This window comes from Streptomyces sp. NPDC055013 (genome assembly GCF_053608645.1).
The window spans coordinates 1-15692 of the sequence record NZ_JBSGVW010000019.1; the positions used below are offsets into that span (position 1 = coordinate 1).

At 69.8% G+C, this 15692-nt stretch carries 12 protein-coding genes; 6 read left to right on the forward strand and 6 right to left on the reverse strand.

All coding sequences use genetic code 11. The features are described 5' to 3' along the window. Window positions 1–96: 96 nt before the first annotated feature. The 4 genes from ACWGDB_RS22830 to ACWGDB_RS22845 form a co-directional block, all read right to left on the reverse strand. The gene (locus ACWGDB_RS22830; RefSeq protein ID WP_453824075.1) at window positions 97–2709 is read right to left on the reverse strand and encodes a LuxR C-terminal-related transcriptional regulator; all 2613 of its coding nucleotides are present in this window, start codon (window positions 2707–2709) and stop codon (window positions 97–99) included. A 385-nt stretch (window positions 2710–3094) separates the two neighbouring features. After that, a complete protein-coding gene (locus ACWGDB_RS22835; RefSeq protein WP_383599709.1) occupies window positions 3095–3274 on the reverse strand; it encodes an MbtH family protein in 180 nt (59 codons plus the stop codon). Window positions 3275–3697: 423 nt separating this feature from the next. After that, the gene (locus tag ACWGDB_RS22840) at window positions 3698–4090 is read right to left on the reverse strand and encodes a VOC family protein (RefSeq protein WP_369269323.1); all 393 of its coding nucleotides are present in this window, start codon (window positions 4088–4090) and stop codon (window positions 3698–3700) included. A 98-nt stretch (window positions 4091–4188) separates the two neighbouring features. Next, window positions 4189–5055 (reverse strand): GNAT family N-acetyltransferase, encoded by an 867-nt coding sequence (locus tag ACWGDB_RS22845; RefSeq protein WP_453824076.1) that lies wholly within the window; start codon window positions 5053–5055, stop codon window positions 4189–4191. A gap of 214 nt (window positions 5056–5269) precedes the next feature. Between ACWGDB_RS22845 and ACWGDB_RS22850 the strand changes: the two genes are divergently transcribed. Next, the gene (locus ACWGDB_RS22850) at window positions 5270–5698 is read left to right on the forward strand and encodes a VOC family protein (RefSeq protein WP_453824077.1); all 429 of its coding nucleotides are present in this window, start codon (window positions 5270–5272) and stop codon (window positions 5696–5698) included. A 111-nt stretch (window positions 5699–5809) separates the two neighbouring features. Here the strand turns inward: ACWGDB_RS22850 and ACWGDB_RS22855 are convergent, their stop codons facing one another. Next, window positions 5810–7036 (reverse strand): NlpC/P60 family protein, encoded by a 1227-nt coding sequence (locus ACWGDB_RS22855; protein WP_453824078.1) that lies wholly within the window; start codon window positions 7034–7036, stop codon window positions 5810–5812. Window positions 7037–7309: 273 nt separating this feature from the next. Between ACWGDB_RS22855 and ACWGDB_RS22860 the strand changes: the two genes are divergently transcribed. From ACWGDB_RS22860 to ACWGDB_RS22875, 4 genes are all read left to right on the forward strand, one after another. Then, window positions 7310–7684 carry a hypothetical protein gene (locus tag ACWGDB_RS22860; RefSeq protein WP_453824079.1) on the forward strand — a complete coding sequence of 125 codons (375 nt, stop codon included), beginning with the start codon at window positions 7310–7312 and terminating at the stop codon, window positions 7682–7684. Between the two features lie 238 nt (window positions 7685–7922). Beyond that, window positions 7923–10388: a CHAT domain-containing protein gene (locus ACWGDB_RS22865; protein ID WP_453824080.1), complete on the forward strand. Its 2466-nt coding sequence runs from the start codon at window positions 7923–7925 to the stop codon at window positions 10386–10388. Window positions 10389–10448: 60 nt separating this feature from the next. Beyond that, a complete protein-coding gene (locus ACWGDB_RS22870; RefSeq protein ID WP_453824081.1) occupies window positions 10449–10670 on the forward strand; it encodes a hypothetical protein in 222 nt (73 codons plus the stop codon). Continuing rightward, window positions 10660–11415: a DUF6338 family protein gene (locus tag ACWGDB_RS22875; RefSeq protein ID WP_453824082.1), complete on the forward strand. Its 756-nt coding sequence runs from the start codon at window positions 10660–10662 to the stop codon at window positions 11413–11415. The genes ACWGDB_RS22870 and ACWGDB_RS22875 overlap by 11 nt, the downstream gene beginning before the upstream one ends. 170 nt (window positions 11416–11585) lie before the next feature. Here ACWGDB_RS22875 and ACWGDB_RS22880 read toward each other — a convergent pair whose 3' ends face one another. Beyond that, on the reverse strand, window positions 11586–12710 hold the full coding sequence (locus tag ACWGDB_RS22880; protein WP_453824083.1) for a PP2C family protein-serine/threonine phosphatase: 1125 nt from the start codon (window positions 12708–12710) through the stop codon (window positions 11586–11588). A gap of 197 nt (window positions 12711–12907) precedes the next feature. On the opposite strand from ACWGDB_RS22880, the gene ACWGDB_RS22885 reads away from it, so the two are divergent. Beyond that, window positions 12908–15649, forward strand: coding sequence for a SpoIIE family protein phosphatase (locus tag ACWGDB_RS22885; protein WP_453824084.1), 2742 nt, complete (start codon window positions 12908–12910; stop codon window positions 15647–15649). Window positions 15650–15692: the final 43 nt, after the last annotated feature.

A 15692-nucleotide genomic window follows, 5' to 3' on the forward strand; every position in this document is an offset into this window, starting at 1 on the left:
TTGGCGGTGTGGGGGCCGTAACCCCAAAACCCCGTGGGTCGGGGCTGTAGTGGGGGGTAGGCCCCCGCCGGCCGCCGCCACCCGCCACGGGGTCTTTCAGCGGGCGGCAGCCGTCCGTCGAGGCCGCGCGATCACCGAGGAGCGGCCGACCATGCTCGCGATCTCGGCGCGCGACGAGACGTTGAGCTTGGTGAAGATCCTGCCCAGATGTGTCTCCACGGTCTTGTGACTGACCTCGAGCTGACGGGCGATCTGCCGATTCGTCCGGCCCTGGCTGACCAGCCGTGCGATCTCGAACTCCCGCTGGCTGAGCATGTACTGCTCCGCCGGGGGCTGCGCCGTCGCCACGGTGGCGGCGTGCAACTCTGCGCGCAGTTCCCGCACCCGGGGTGCGAGGTCGAGCGCCGCGTAGCCCGCGACCGCCGCCTCGGCGGCGTCGAGATGCTTCTCGGCCCCGGCGGGGGCGCCGAGGGCCAGCAGAGCCTGGGACGCCAGCAAGTGCCCCGTCCCGGCCTCCAGGACCTGCTCGTTCGCCGTTCCCGCGTCGATGGCCTCCAAGGCGTGGGCCAGGACCTCGGCCGGGTCGTCGGCCACCCGGGCCCGCGCCATCGCGACCGGACCTGCCCCGCCCGGCAGGCCCAGCTTCTCAGCCGCCGCCTGGTGACGGTCCACCCAGGTGCGCGCTTCGGCCCTGCGGCCCAGGGCGAGTTCCGAGCGGCCCATCAGGTCGTGGGCGCGCGGGTGGTCCCACATCGGGAGTTCGGGCAGCGTCGGGCCGCCCCCGGCGTCCAGGACGGCTGCCAGGCAACCGGCCGGGTCGTCGTTCGCGAGCCGGGCGGCAGCCTGCGCCAGCCGGGCCTGGCGCCATGTGGGGCTGTCCGGGGTCACCGCTTCGCAGGCGGCCCGGCTGTCGGCGAGGGAGTTCAGAACGGCCCCCTCCGCGAGTGCCGTCCGCGCGCGCAGGGTCAGTGCCATCGCGAGCAGGTCTTCGCAGCCGGGGCTCTGTGCCAGCCGGATCGCCTGCTCGGCATGGCTCCGGGCACTCTCGAGGTGCCGTTGCCGCAGGTGGACGGAGCCCAGTCCGACGAGCAGCGGGATCGTCGACTGCCACTGGCCGTAGGCCTTGCTGAGGGCGAGGCCACGGCTGAAGCGCCGGGCGGCCTGTGCGCGGCGTTCGAGATGCAGTTCGATGAAGCCGAGGTGCCACACCGCGTCGAGTCCGTGCGCCAACTGGTCGTCGGTCTGCCGCTCGATCAGCTGCGCCGCCTCGCTGGCACTGCGCCGCGAGACCGCGGAAGCACCCTTGGCGAGGGCGGCCGTGGCGTGGATGGCGAGTGCGAGCGACTGCAACATCTGGTCGCCGCTGCCGACGGCTCCGAGCAGAGCGTCTTCGGACCAGTCCCATCCGGTGTCCCAGACGGTGGTGGCCGCCAGGGCCAGCCGCAGCCGCGTGGAGCCGACCGTGGCGTCGCTGCGGTTCACCGCCCGGTGCAGCATGGCGCGTGCCTCGGTGTACCGGCCGGCGTACCGGGCGAGGACGGCGCGGCACTCGATCGCCATGGCCGCGTCGGCGCTGATGTCCGCCTTGCCCTCGACCAGCGCGTCGCGCCGGCTCAGCGCCTCCCAGCCATCGCTGAGGCGTCCGGTCAGCACGGCGCCGCGGGCCAGCGCGGTGAGCAGTTCACGTCGTCGCTCACGGTGCTCGGATCCATCGCCGGTCAGCCGCAACGCCGTGCGGTACCAGGCAGCGGCGGTGTCCGGGTCACTCAGCTCGATGGCACGGGCCGCGGCGATCAGTGCCGCACCGCGCTCCGGCCCCGCACCACCGACGCGTTCGACATGCTCGGCGATGCGGACGGCCGGCTGGTTGCGGCTGTGCAGCGCGTCGATGGCGCGGGCGTGCGCACCGAGCCGCCAGCCGTCCGGCGCGGTGCGGTAGACGACGCCGCGGACGACGGAGTGACGGAAGCCGAATCGGCCGGGCACCGACGCCGCCTGGATCAGGTCCCGTGCCAGTAGTTCGTCGAGGGCGACCAGTACGGTCGGGTGGTCCAGCTCCGCGACCGCGGAGGCCACTTCGAGTTCGAAGACGTCGCCCACCACCGCCGCCGACTGTGCCACGAGCCGGGCCGTGGCGGAGAGCCGATCAAGGTCCATCAGCATCGGGGCGGCGACCTCGACGGGGATCTGCGCGTCGGTCCTGAGCAAGGACTCGCCACGGCAGTCGGGTCCCTGGCAGAGCGACATCAGGAGCTGCAGATAGCGCGGATTGCCGCCGCTCTCCTGATGCAGCGTCATCTGATGGCGGCCGCACAGGCGTTCCGGGAAGAGTTCCCCGACCGCCTCACCGCTGAGTCCGGTGAGCGGGAGTTCCTCGATGTGCCATTGCGACTGCGCGGCGCCGAGCGCGGCGAGCAGCCGGTTGGCGATTCCCCGGGGCCGGTACGCCAGCACGACGAGGAGATCCGTGCGTGGCGGGTGCCGGAGCAACTGCTCCAGGGCGATGTTGATCTGGTGCGTCGCATCGTGCACGTCGTCGACGAGCAGCACCAGCCCGCCGGGCCCCGCGAGGTCGTGCAGCGGCGGGAGCGAGGCGAGGCCGTCGAACGGGCCCTGCTGGCGCTCGGTGGCGGTGCTGGGCACCACGGTCACGTCCGGGATCTCCGCCGCGATGTCCAGGAACTCCGTCAGCAGCCGGGTTTTCCCCACGCCTGCTTCTCCCGGAATCTTGATGAGCCCGGGCCGACCCTGCCGATTGTGGAGGGCTTTCGCAAGAGTGGTCAACTCTTCCTGCCGCCCGGTGAAACATGTGCCGTTCAATGTGCCGGACAAAACTGATCCCCCGTTACCAATGATTGGTTCGGTTTTCCCTCTTCTGGCCATGAGGTTGTTGAACCGCACACAAATAACCGGCCACGCGTTTGGGGAAGCATGGGCGGCATCGGCCTCCCGCGGACGGGAGGCGGCGGTCATCCTTGGAATCAAGAAAACACAGGGCTCGAGCCGCGGCCCGCTACGGGACCGCGGCTCCATCCCCAAGGGCCGTTCCCCTGGACGGAAACGGCGACACGAGATGCGAGATGCGCGCCGATTCCTACTCGGCCATCGCGTTGCGCAGACTCAGCGGGCGCATGTCGGTCCACACCTCTTCGACGTGGGCCAGGCACTCCTGCTTCGTGCCCGTGACGCCGACCTCCCGCCAGCCGTCCGGCAGGTCACGGCCCACTGGCCAGATGGAGTACTGCTCCTCGTCGTTGACCACCACGGTGTACATGATCTCGTTGCCTGCCTCTGTCACGACATCTCCCCGTTTGGCAATTGATCGATCCGCGCAAACGCGACAGTTCTGCAGCAGGCAAGTGGTTTCACCTGTGCGCACATCGCGTTCAGGTCAGCACATGGGGCCACAGTAAGGACATCCCAAAGGATGTGCCATTACTTTCTCGGGAGAAATGCGTCGCTGTTCAGCCACGCATATTCGACGCGAAAGAGGACCGAGCGGAATCACGAACCCGGGGGTACACCACCCAGTCACCTCGCGCAACGTTCCCCAAGAGCTGGTCAGGCCCCGCCGGTGACGCCGTCTTAGATCCTGAGATAGGTGAGCACTCGTTGTCAACATCAAGCGCGGAACAGCCAGTTCAGGCCATTTCCGCGGCATTGGCCTCTGCTGTGCCCAGGGTCACCATAACGAGGACTACGAGGACATTGGGGGCAGCGCGGCCCGTTCGGATTCAGCCAGGAGGATGCAGAACTCGTTGCCCTCCGGGTCGGCGAGTACGACCCATCCCCAGCCGTTGGGCTTGCGGTGGTCGGCGACAAGGGCGGCTCCCAGGGCCAGCAGCCGCTCCACCTCCGCGTCCCGCGAGGTCTCGGGACGCAGGCACAGATGAAGCCGGTTCTTGCCCGCCTTCGGCTCCGGTACCTCGTTGAAGTGCAGGGCCAGACCACCCGGCAGCATGATCTCCGTCTCGTCGTCGCCGGGTTCGTCCTCGGGATCGAGTGGATGCCCGGTCACCTCGCTCCAGAACCGGGCCAGTTGGTACGCGTTTGCACAGTCCACCGTCATGTTCGTCACTGTTGCAACCATGCGGGTGATCCTCTCCGAGGGATGGGACGGACGCCACCGGATGTGCCGAATCGACGTGATGTCGCGGGCCGGTTGGCGGACTTCGGGAAAAGCGGCGGTCAGGGTGCGAGACCGAGGACCTCGTGCCCCGCACCCCGCAGGGCCGCACATGCCTCGCGCCGGAGTGACCTCGGCACCAGCACCAGGTCCGCATGGTAGGTGGAGGCCACGAAGACCGGCACGGCCGCACCGGCGAGGGGGCTCACGACCGCGGCCAGGAGCCCCGGTACGTCCAGGCCGTGACCGGCATCGGCGTCGTACAGGCCGATCCAGCGTTCGCCCTCCGGAGTGCTCGGGTCCGCCTCCTTGATCACGGTGAGTCCCTCCGGCGCCCGCACCAAGGCATGCCAGGTCCGGTCCACCAGCTCCCCGCGATCGGCGCGGAGTTCCAGCGCGAAGACCGGCTCGAGGATCCTCAGGCGGAGCGCGACGCCGCCACTGGATGTGCCGTCCGACGGTCCGATGCGGTGCTGGGGGCGCGCGGCGACGTCGAGCTCGACGGTTGACGTCTCAGGCGCCGGCACGAATCCGAGCCGTTCATGGAGCATTGCGTGGCCTGCGCCGACAACCGCGTCGGACCGGACCACTCGGCGGCCCTGCGCCCGTACGGCAGCGAAGAACATCTCGTACAGCACCGTCGCCACGCCCCGCCGGCGTACTCGGGGAGCCACGGCGACCTGGTGGACGTACGCCGCGCGCCGGTCGCTCTGCGAGAAGGAACCGATCAGGAACCCCGCGAGTTCACCGGCCGCGTTCTCGGCCGCAAAGCAGGTGGCCAGGAAATCCTCGAAGAGGAGCCTCGACATCGGCATCTCATACCTCGCGTCGTCCGGCCCGCACCAGGCATCGAGCGCGGAGAGCACCTGTGTGTAGTCCTCGGCACGGGCGGGGCGGACGGTCAGATCTTCGGGGAGTTCTCTGGTCACCAGCCGAACATGCCGGTACGCGATTCCGCTCCGACAGTCGGGAACTTCCCTGGCGAAGCCCACCGGGTGGTGCGCGTGCGGGGCCCGCCACGCCGGCCCGGCCGACGACGCCGCCCAGCCCTCCCTTGGCCGTCGCACCCCTGGTCGGCCAACCCCGGCTCCGTGGCCACGGTCCGGTCCGGAACGACGGAGGTGTCCTTGCTAGGGTGCGCCGATGTCGTCGATCAAGCAGTTCCAGGTCACCTTTGACTGCGCGGAACCTGAGCGTGTCGCTCGCTTTTGGTGCGAGGTGCTGGGGTACGTCCTGCCGAAGCCGCCGGAGGGGTTCGCCTCCTGGGACGATTACAACCGCTCGCTGCCTGCGGAGGATCGGGGTGCATGCGCCGCCTGCAGTGATCCCTCGGGTGTCGGACCGCGACTGTTCTTTCAGCGCGTTCCCGAAGGCAAGGTCGTGAAGAATCGGGTTCATCTCGACGTGCGGGTCGGCACCGGGCTCGTGGGTGAAGAGCGCCTCGCCGTGCTCGAGGCCGAGTGCGCACGCCTGATCCCGCTCGGCGCGGTACGCGTGCAGCTCCTGTACGACGGCAACGACTCGTGCATCGTCATGCAGGACATCGAGGGCAACGAGTTCTGTATCGACTGAGCATCCTCCGGGACTGGTGCCGCCCCTCATGTGCCAAGGCGCCGGCCGGCTCCGGGATGGAAGGGTCCAGTGGGGGCGCTCCCGGAACCGGCCGGACCGGCCGTCGTTGGGTCAGAACCAGCCGGTGCATGCGATGGCGCCGCCCGGGCCGTTGGTGCCGCAGGCTCGCATGACGAGGCCGGCGTCGTTCCACTGGGTGGTGTACGCGTCGCTGCCCGAGGTGATGGTGGTGAAGCCGAGCATCGAGTCCCAGGTCTCGCCTCCGTCGGAGCTGCGGTCGACCCAGATCTCGTCGCCGACCGTGCCGCCGACGATGCGGCCCCAGGCGCACTGGGTGGTGCTGCTGTAGCGCAACTCCACGGTGCGGCCGAAGACGGTGGTCGACTTGGCCGTCCAGGCGCCCGTGGAGTTGGGCTCCGTTCCGTCGCCGCAGGACGTGTTGTTCTCCGCGCCGGCCAGCGTGCCGCCGATCTCCGGGTAGTCACCGCAGGACGGCACATCCTTGAGCACGGCCGGACCCTGCACGAAGAGGTTGCTGATCCAGCTGTGGTAGTCCGGCAGGAACGACCAGACGTTGTTCACCATGCCGTCGACCGTGGCCCGCTCGCCCACCCGCTGGCACAGCACCCGCACCTTCACGGAGATGCCGTTGCCGTTGGTGAAGTTGATACCGCTGCTCGTGTTCGAGTTCTGCCGCAGGTTGGGCCGGCCCCAGGTCTTGTGGAACCCGCCACGGCCGTCCCAGGACCAGACCGCCGGCGCGACGTCGGCGTGCGGGCGGAAAGCACCCTGGAAGCGATCCCAGCGGGCACTGATGTCGTTGACCTGGATGTTCGATCCCGACTGGGGTGCCTCGACCATCTTGCCGTTGCCGAGGTAGAGCGCGACGTGCGTCGGGCCGAAGCCCTCACGACCGAAGTACATGATGTCGCCGGGCCGCAGGACGGCCGAGCCTTGCGACTTCAGGAATTTGGTGTGCGCGTACCCCGGCGCCGCGAAGGTCGCCTGTGTCGTGCGCTCGGTGATGAGGTCCCGGCCGGTCGCCTTGTACCAGGCCCAGCGCACCAGGCCGATGCAGTCGAAGCTCCACAGCTCGGGGTCCGCGTACGACGCGGGGTCCGTGCGGTCGACCATGCCCTGGCTCGGGCCGGGCACGCCCTGTGCGTGACCGCCACCCCAGGCGTACTGCTGACCGACGTACCGGCACGCGACCTCGACGGCCGCCTGCGCCGCCGCGCTCGCACCCGACTCGAGCGGCGCGCACCCGGGGGCTGCGGCCGCCGGCGTGGCCGAGACGGCCGGCAGGCCGAGACTCATCACCGTGACGATCGCGGCCATGAGGAGCCGCACCCGACGACCCCATGACCGTTCTCCCCACCCCGTTCTTCCGGACCCTGTTCTTCCAGACCGTGTTCTTCCGGTCACTCGGACTCTGCGCACTCTGTTGATCACAGGACTCCCCCTGGGCTCGGTGGTCTCCCGCGAACGTACGGACCGCGTCGACCCGCCGGTCCCTGTCATCTGTCAGGATGCGACCCGCCTGCCTGCTCCCTACGGTTTCCAGCGATCGGACGCACACCCAACAGCCCCACAGGAGAGGCAGAACCCCCTATGCGCAGCATGCTGAGACGCGCCGCCGCCCTGGTCTTCGCGACCGCCACGACGGCCCTGATCGCAACAGGTACCGCTCAGGCCAAGCCGGCCGCCGACTGGGCCGGTTGCCCGTACGGGGCCGTCTGTGTCTACCCCCAGAACCAGAACCCGGCCGTGTCGCCGAGCCACATCTACTGGACCTATGGCGCGCACAACCTGAACAACCAGTACGGGAACCACTGGGTGCTGAACAACCAGTACGACGGCGCGGTTGTCGAGCTGTGCCTCAGCTACAACGCGAACGACTGCACGTCCTCGATCGCGGCGGGCCATGGTGAGTACCGGGACCTGTCGCCCATCAACTCGCTCCATCTGAGGCCGCATTACAACTAGGGTCCATCTTCAAGGACCAGTTGGTCACGTTTGCCGATTCCGTCACTCTCGTCTCCCTCTGTCCGTAAGCTCAGCGTCCTACGCCCAGGCAGACCGTGGGCGGAGGCCGGGGGCGGGGGGCGTCGTGACGCACGTTGGCAGGGGTCAGGAGACATCCACCGAGAAGCAGCCGACTCGCTTCTCGTGGCGAGGATTCGTCGGTGCGGGGGTGTTCTCGTACCTCGTCTCCCGTGCCGTCATGGGTGGTTCGTGGTACCCGCCGGTCGTGTTCCTGGTCGCGGTAGTCGTCGTGTTCGCGGTCCGACACGGCCGGCAGGGGCCGATGGTCGGCGTCAAGGAGGTCCGCCGCGAGGCCGTGCATCTGAAGCCGTTGACCGATCGGCTGAAGCGGGCGATGGAACTGGGCGAGGCAGGAGATCTCGCCGCCGCCGTCGAACTGATCGACTCCGTCGCCGCGCATCCGGCCACACAGCGGCTGCCGCTGGTGGCCGCGAACGTGGCCATGCTGCGCAGCGACATCGCGGTGGCGCAGGGCGACCTGCCCACCGCCGAACGGGAGGCCGTCACCGCGGTCCGCCACCACGAGCAGGGCACGAACCGCTCCACCTGGTCCGAGGCGCTGGAGAAACTCGGCAGGATCCAGCTCACGTTGGGACGTAACGACGACGCCCACCACACCCTGACGCGGGCTTTGGAGGTCGGCGGGGGATTCATGTACCGGCTCAGCCGGGTCCGCGTGGAGCTCTACCTCACCAACATCGCCCTCGACGCCGACGACATCCCTCGTGCCCTCGAACATGCCACGACCGCACGGAAGTTGGCCGCCAAGTGGCGTTGCAGACCGCAGCACGCGAGCGCGTGCGACATGCTCGCCATCCTGGCCCTCGCGGAGAACCGTACCGAGGACGCCGCTCGGTTGACAGGCGAGGCCGCACGAGTCCTGGGGCACGACGACTGCGCCCTGCCCCATCGCGTCCGCCACCTCATCGCCACCGCCCTTGTCGCGCACGCACAGGGCAACGACCAGGAGGCGCTCGCCGCTTACCTGGCCATGATGCGCGGCGTCGCCGAACTACGCGCCGGCTGGGGCTGGCGCGACGCGCAAACGTTCTACGTCGACCTCTACAGCGAACACGAGTTCAGTGCCTACGCCACCGCCCACACCCTGCACCTGAACGGCGACCAACAGGCCGTGGAGGCCTACGCGTTGCTCCTGGAACTCGGCAACCGGACCGCCCTGCGCCGCATGCTCCGCGGCGAACTGATCCTGCGGACACCTGACGACATCGAGCAGGAAGGCATGGCCGAGATCGTCGGGCTGCTGACCACGCTGGCCGGCGCCGAGGGCACGACTCCACCGGAGGCGGCGCGGGCCGCCGAAGTGCATACGCCGGCCTCGTCTCCGGGCGCCGGGCAGCAGCAGGTGGCGCGTGCGTATGAACGACTGGAGACGCTGGTTTCCCTGCGGTTTCGGTGGGCGCTGAGCGCCGGCGACGAGGGACGGACCGGAGATCCCCGCGCCTACGCGAAGCGCTGGAGCAGCCATGTGCTGCAGGTTCGACTCGTCGGCAACGGCCGGACGAACTGCATCGCCGGCCTGTGGACGGACCCGTACGGCACACAGCATCCGTTCCTCCACCCGGTCGAGGGCGCCGCAGGGGTACTGCTCGGCGAGGTCACCGGAGTCCAGGACCTGCGCCCGGGCCCGACGCCTCCGACGCCGGCCCAGGTCGTGCCGGACAGCGCGGACGGCGAAACGGAGGGGGTCCGCGCGGAAGCTCCCGACTGGCGCACGACACCACGCTTCCGCCATCTGACCGCCCGCGACAACACCCCCTGGGCGACCCTCGCCCGGCTCCTGCTGCCACCCGGCCTGATGGACCTGCTGCGGAACACCGCCCCCGCAGGCACGGTGCCGAAGTTGCTCGTCGTACCCGACTCACGCCTGTGGCGGGTGCCGTGGGCCGCGCTCAGCGTCGAACCGGACGATCCCGAGGGCTACGTGCTGGACCGCGCGGTCCTGGCCATGCTGCCCAGCCTGTCACTCGCGGAGAGCACGGCCCCAGGGGGCGACGATCGAGCAACCGGCGCCGCCGAGAACCGCGCTTTCGCGTATTTCGCCGGCGTCAACGCCGAGGGCCTGGACCTCGAACGGAACGCTCTCGACGCCGCGTACGGCACCGAGGTCGTCCATGCCCGCACCGCCGCGGAGCTGCTGACGGTGCTCGGCCCGGACAGCACCGGTTTCTCGGTCGGCGCTGCCTCCGTACACGGCAACGACAGCCCCGGCCTGGCCCATGCGCTTCGCCTGGACCGGCGCACTCAGCTGTCGGCGGCCCGCATGCTCACCCTGCGTTTCCCGCGGACTCTGCTCATCAACGCCTGCCTGTCCGCCGAACTCGACGAGCGCCGCGGCACCGACCCGCTCGGCATTCCCACGGTCGCCCTGTGCCGCGGCGCCGAGACGGTCATCGGTGGGATCTTTCCGCTGCCGGACGGGAGGGCAAAGAACCCCCGGTACAGCCACCCCACCGCCCGCATCCTGGCCGTCCTCTACCGGCTCCTGGCGGAGGGCGCCCCGCCCTCGACGGCCCTGCGCACCGCCCAGCGGCGATACCGCGCGGAAGTCGGCCCGGTGCCGCCGCGGCTCTGGGCGGGACTCGTCAGCATCACCACGACGTTCGAAGACCCTCACCGCACTTGAACTTGCGGACGACCGGCACCGCATTGATGAGCGCACCTGCACAGGAAGGACGCACGCCCCATGGCGACCGAGCACCACAAACCCGCGTACGGATCCGGGCCTGACGCGACCGACGGGTCCGGCAGCGAGGACTGGGAGGACGAGTTCGGCCTGGACGACAGGCATTTCGTCGTGGAGGACCTGATCGACGAACCCGACCTCGAGTTGCCGCCCGCCGTGACCGGCGCGCCGCCCGCCCAGCCTCCTGACACCGGCGCCCAGGGGCAGCCTCGTGCCCAGTAGCGTCATCGCCGCGGTGATCCTCCTCGCCGCGATGACGCCGGGCTTCGCGTTCCACCAGGCACTGCGCCGCTACCGCCCGCAGGACACACGGTCGTCGACCATCGAGGTCGTCCAGCTGTTCAGCGTCGGCGCGCTGGCGACGTCCGCCGGACTGCTGCTGACGCTGCTGGCCGGGGACCTGGTCACCTTCCTCGTACCGGTCGACGCCCTGCACAGGGCGCCGGCCGACTTCCGGGACCGCCCCTGGTCGTGGATCGGCGCCGCGCTGGTGACCATGACGCTGAGCACGGTGCTCAGCACCCTGGCCGGGGTGTACACGGGACGGACGTCGCCCAGGCGCACGGGCGCGGGGCTGCAGGACGGCACGGTGGCGGTGTACGCCCTCACCGACCGGGCCGGCCCGGACCGGACACGGAAGCCCTTCGTGGCCGTCGAACTGTCCGACGGGCGCCTGGTCGAAGGCTATGTGCGCTACGTGTCGACCGACCCCGACCCGGCCCGGCGCGATCTCGTGCTTCAGCAGCCGATCGCCTGGACCGGGCCGGATGACGTACCCCGCACCCGCTCGAGGGCGGTGTGCGTCTTCGTGCCGGGTTCGCTCGTGCGTGTGGTGCACATCAGCTACCCACCACAGCCGGCGCACCAGTCGGCTCCCGGCACCACCGTCGCGCCCTCACCGGCCGCAGGCGCGGCCTCCCCGCCGGGCAGCAACGCCGCACCCACTGCCGGAGGCACGACGCAGTGACCGGGAGGGCAGTGGCAAGAGGCGGACCTTCACCTCCCGGCTCCGCCACGCCGTCACGTGAACCGCCGCTCCACCTGTGGGCGTCCATCCACACGTCGGCGTCCGGCGCCGGACTCCGGCCCTGACACATGCGGTCCGCAGGAGCCCGCATCAGCAACGGACCGGCACCGTCATGCCCGTTCCACGCCGACGGCTCCCCGATCCTGCGCGTCGACGCGCCTCAGCGCGAGGGCCGCGATGTCGTCGTCGAGCCTTCCGCCGCTGTGCCGGAGCAGATCCCGGTGCAGCTGGTCGAGCAGCTCGCGGGGCTGCTCCCGGCCCTGCCGCTCCATCCAGTCCGGCAGCGGAAAGAACTGGCCGGCGCGGTCCCGGGCCTCCGATACGCCGTCCGTATAGAGCAGCAACTGGTCACCCGGGGCGAAGGCGACACTGTCGACCCAGTAGCGGTCACCGATGAGCGACGCGAGGTTGAGGGGCGGGGAGGCGATTCTGGGCTCCAGGACCTGGACCTTGCCACGATGCGCGATCAGCGGCGGGGGATGTCCGCAGTTGAGAAGTCGTATGTGACCGCCGTCGTGCGGGATCTCGGCGAGGAGAGCGGTGGCAAAGTGCTCGGGCTGGTCCTGGGCGGGAAACACCGCGCTGTGGCGCGTGACGGTGGTCTCCAGGCGATGGACGATGCCCTGCAGGTCGTGCTCGTCGTACGCGGCCTCCCTGAAGCAGCTGATCACCGCCGAGGCCACTCCCACTGCGGACAGGCCCTTGCCCCGTACGTCGCCTATGAGCAGCCGGACCCCGTGCGGTGTACCGATTGCTTCATAGAAGTCGCCGCCGATCCGGGCCTCTTCCTGGGCTGCCAGATACAGCGACTCGATCTCGATGTCCTCGATGCGGCGCGGCATCGGGCGCAGCAGCACCTTCTGGGCCGCGTCGGCCACGAGCCGGACGTGGAAGAGTATTTCCTCTCGCTGGAGTCGGACATGGCTCCCGTACGCGGCCGCCAAGGTGACGGCGACGATCGCGGCCGACGTGTACTGCGTCCCCAGATCGGTGTAGAAGAGGCTGAGGACCATCATGAGCAGTAGGCAGAACGCCCCCAACAGGATCGTGGGGAGCACGGGCCACATCGCGGCGGCAAGAGCGGGTGCGGCGGGCAGAAGGCGGCTGATGGCGATCTCCCTGGGGGTGGAGAACGCCAGGCCGGCGATGAGGACGGTCAGGACCACGGGTGACAGCCGGACGGCTTCCCATCGGCCGCTGTAGGCGGGGCGACGGCGCCTCAGCCGTGCAGACATGATCACAAAATGCATCATATCGGCCTAAACGGTCATCGGGCGCGGAGAAACCATGCGCCACGCGTCGGCAGCCGCGGCGGATGGCGCCGCCTGGAGAAGCCAACGCCGCGCGAGGCATGGCACAGACTCCCGTGGCCGACCGGGCAAGGATCGGGCGGGCCCTGGCCGCTCGGGATCACCAGTGTTAAAAAGGTCGCATGGCGAACCGTTTCGCCCATTTTCCACACCTATCGGTCAAACGCGTGGTCGGCAAGAGCACGCGGAGCGTGGCCGGGCAGGTGTTGATCTTCCAGGTGGCACTCGTGGTGCTGCTCGTGGCGTGCGGCGTTTTCGCCCTCATCCTGCAGTCGGAGCGGGACAGCAACGCAGAGGCCAGGCGCCGCTCCACGGCCGTGGCACAGACCTTCGCGCACTCACCGGGTGTCCTGGCGGCATTGCAGACCCCGGATCCGAGCAAGATTCTCCAGCCGCTCACCGAGGCGGCACGTCGGGCCGCCGGTGTTGACTTCATCGTGGTCATGGACACCGAGGGCATCCGGTACACGCACCCTCTGCCGGACCGGATCGGGAAGCGGTTCGTCGGCGAGATCGGACCGTCGCTGGCGGGGAAGGTCTATGTCGAGAGCGTCGACGGCCCGCTCGGTCGCGAAGTGCAGGCCACGGTCCCGGTCGAGAACGCCGACAACAAGGTGGTGGCCCTCGTCTCGGCAGGGATGAAGGTCAAGAACGTCGAAAGTCAGTTGACCCGGCAACTACCGATCATCCTGGGTGCGGGGGCCGGAGCGCTCGCGTTGTCCACCGGAGTGACGGCACTGGTGGGCAGGCGGCTGCGACGGCAGACCCACAGCCTGGGCCCCGACGAGATGACCCTGATGTACGAGCACCACGACACGGTGCTCCACTCCGTCCGGGAAGGGGTCCTGATCGTGGCCGCCGACGGGCGGCTGATGCTGGCGAACGATGAGGCCAGACGACTGCTGGAGCTGCCCCCGGACGTGGAGGGACGGCACATCTCGGGACTGCCGGGCCTCGATCCCGAGACGAAGGCGCTGCTCGTCTCCGGGCGCGAGGCCACCGACGAGGTGCACCTCGCGGGCGATCGGCTACTCGCGGTCAACCAGCGGCCCACGGATCGCAAGGGCGGCCCCAAGGGAACGGTGGTGACGCTGCGCGACTCCACCGAGCTGCAGGCAGTGACCGGCAGGGCAGAGGTGGCACGGGAGCGGCTCAGGTTGCTGTACGACGCCGGACTCCACATCGGCACCACCCTGGACGTGCTGCGCACCGCCGACGAACTGGCGCGGGTCCCCGTTCCTCGCTTCGCGGACTTCGTCACCGTGGACCTCGCCGACACCGTCCTGCACGGCGACGAGCCGGCCCCCACCGGGACGGACATGCGACGCGCGGCCGTGTGCGGCATCCGGGACGACCACCCGCTCTCCGAACAGGGCCGGCTCTTCGACTACCTTCCGTCCACTCCCCAGGCACGCGGCTACGGCAGCGGCCACTCCCAGTTGGTGAGCGATCTGCCGACCGCCACGGGCTGGCGCCTGCAGGACCCGGAGCGCGCCCAGGCGATCATTGACTACGGCATCCATTCCCTCATCACCGCCCCCATCCAGGCCCGTGGCGTCGTGCTGGGCATGGCCAGCTTCTGGCGCGGGCAGCAGCATGAGCCCTTCAACGAGGAGGATCTGTCGCTGGCGGAGGAGCTGGTGGCCCGGGCCGCGATCAGCATCGACAACGCCCGCCGGTACACCCGCGAGCACGCCCTGGCCGTCACCCTCCAGCGCAGCCTGCTGCCACAGGCGATGCCCGAGCAGAACGCCCTCGACATCGCCTACCGCTACCTCCCCGCCCAGTCGGGCGTGGGCGGAGACTGGTTCGACGTGATCCCCATGCCGGGGAGCCGGGTGGCACTGGCCGTCGGCGATGTGGTCGGCCACGGCCTGCACGCCGCCGCCACGATGGGCAGGCTGCGGACCGCGGTCCACAACTTCTCCGCGCTCGATCTGCCACCCGACGAGCTCCTGAGCCATCTGGACGACCTGGTCGGGAGCATCGACCAGAACGAGACGGCAGAAAGTGCAGCGGGCGTCGTGGGTGCCACCTGCCTGTACGGGATCTACGACCCCGTGACGCGTCGCTACGTCATGGCCCGTGCGGGGCATCTGGTGCCCGCGCTGGTCCACCCTGACGGAACCGTCACCTTCCCGGACGTACCGGCCGGTCCGCCCCTGGGCCTCGGCGGCATGCCGTTCCAGACCGCGGAGCTGTGCCTCGCCGAGGGAACCCAGCTCGTCCTGTACACGGACGGCCTCATCGAGGACCGCAGGCGCGACCTGGACGTGGGCATGGAACTGCTGCGCGCTGCGCTGACGGGCCACCCCGGCCGACCGCCCGAGGAGACCTGCCAGGACGTGCTGGACAGCCTGCTCCCCGGGCGTCCCAAGGACGACGTCGCCCTGCTCGTCGCCCGCACGCGGGAACTGCCGCCCGATCGGATCGCCGACTGGGACGTACCACCGGAGCCGGCCGCCGTCGCCGGTATGCGCGAGGCCGTTTCCCAGAAGCTCGAAGCGTGGGGCCTGTCGGAGTTCGGCTTCACCATGGAACTCATCCTGAGCGAGCTGGTCACCAACGCCATCCGCTACGGCGCCGGACCGATCCACGTGCGGCTGATCCGCGACCGCACGCTGATCTGCGAGGTGGCCGACAGCAGCAGCACCTCACCACATCTGCGCTACGCCGCGACGACGGACGAGGGAGGCCGGGGCCTGTTCCTGGTCTCGCAGATGACCGAGCGCTGGGGCACCCGGTACACCCCACAGGGCAAGGTGATCTGGGCCGAACAGGCACTGCCCGAGGTCATGCAGCAGCCCGCCCCGGACCCGGCGGACGTGGACACGCCCCTGGACGAAGAGGCGGCCGACCCGTGAAGCCGGCCGCCGCGGACGTAGTCGGTGTCGACGACGTGTGCTC

Coding starts and splice junctions, on each gene's coding strand:
- ACWGDB_RS22835 (WP_383599709.1), bottom strand. CDS start 3,274: ATGTACACCGTGGTGGTCAACGACGAGGAGCAGTACTCCATCTGGCCA.
- ACWGDB_RS22840 (WP_369269323.1), bottom strand. CDS start 4,090: ATGGTTGCAACAGTGACGAACATGACGGTGGACTGTGCAAACGCGTAC.
- ACWGDB_RS22850 (WP_453824077.1), top strand. CDS start 5,270: ATGTCGTCGATCAAGCAGTTCCAGGTCACCTTTGACTGCGCGGAACCT.
- ACWGDB_RS22855 (WP_453824078.1), bottom strand. CDS start 7,036: ATGGCCGCGATCGTCACGGTGATGAGTCTCGGCCTGCCGGCCGTCTCG.
- ACWGDB_RS22860 (WP_453824079.1), top strand. CDS start 7,310: ATGCGCAGCATGCTGAGACGCGCCGCCGCCCTGGTCTTCGCGACCGCC.
- ACWGDB_RS22865 (WP_453824080.1), top strand. CDS start 7,923: ATGGGTGGTTCGTGGTACCCGCCGGTCGTGTTCCTGGTCGCGGTAGTC.
- ACWGDB_RS22870 (WP_453824081.1), top strand. CDS start 10,449: ATGGCGACCGAGCACCACAAACCCGCGTACGGATCCGGGCCTGACGCG.
- ACWGDB_RS22880 (WP_453824083.1), bottom strand. CDS start 12,710: ATGTCTGCACGGCTGAGGCGCCGTCGCCCCGCCTACAGCGGCCGATGG.
- ACWGDB_RS22885 (WP_453824084.1), top strand. CDS start 12,908: ATGGCGAACCGTTTCGCCCATTTTCCACACCTATCGGTCAAACGCGTG.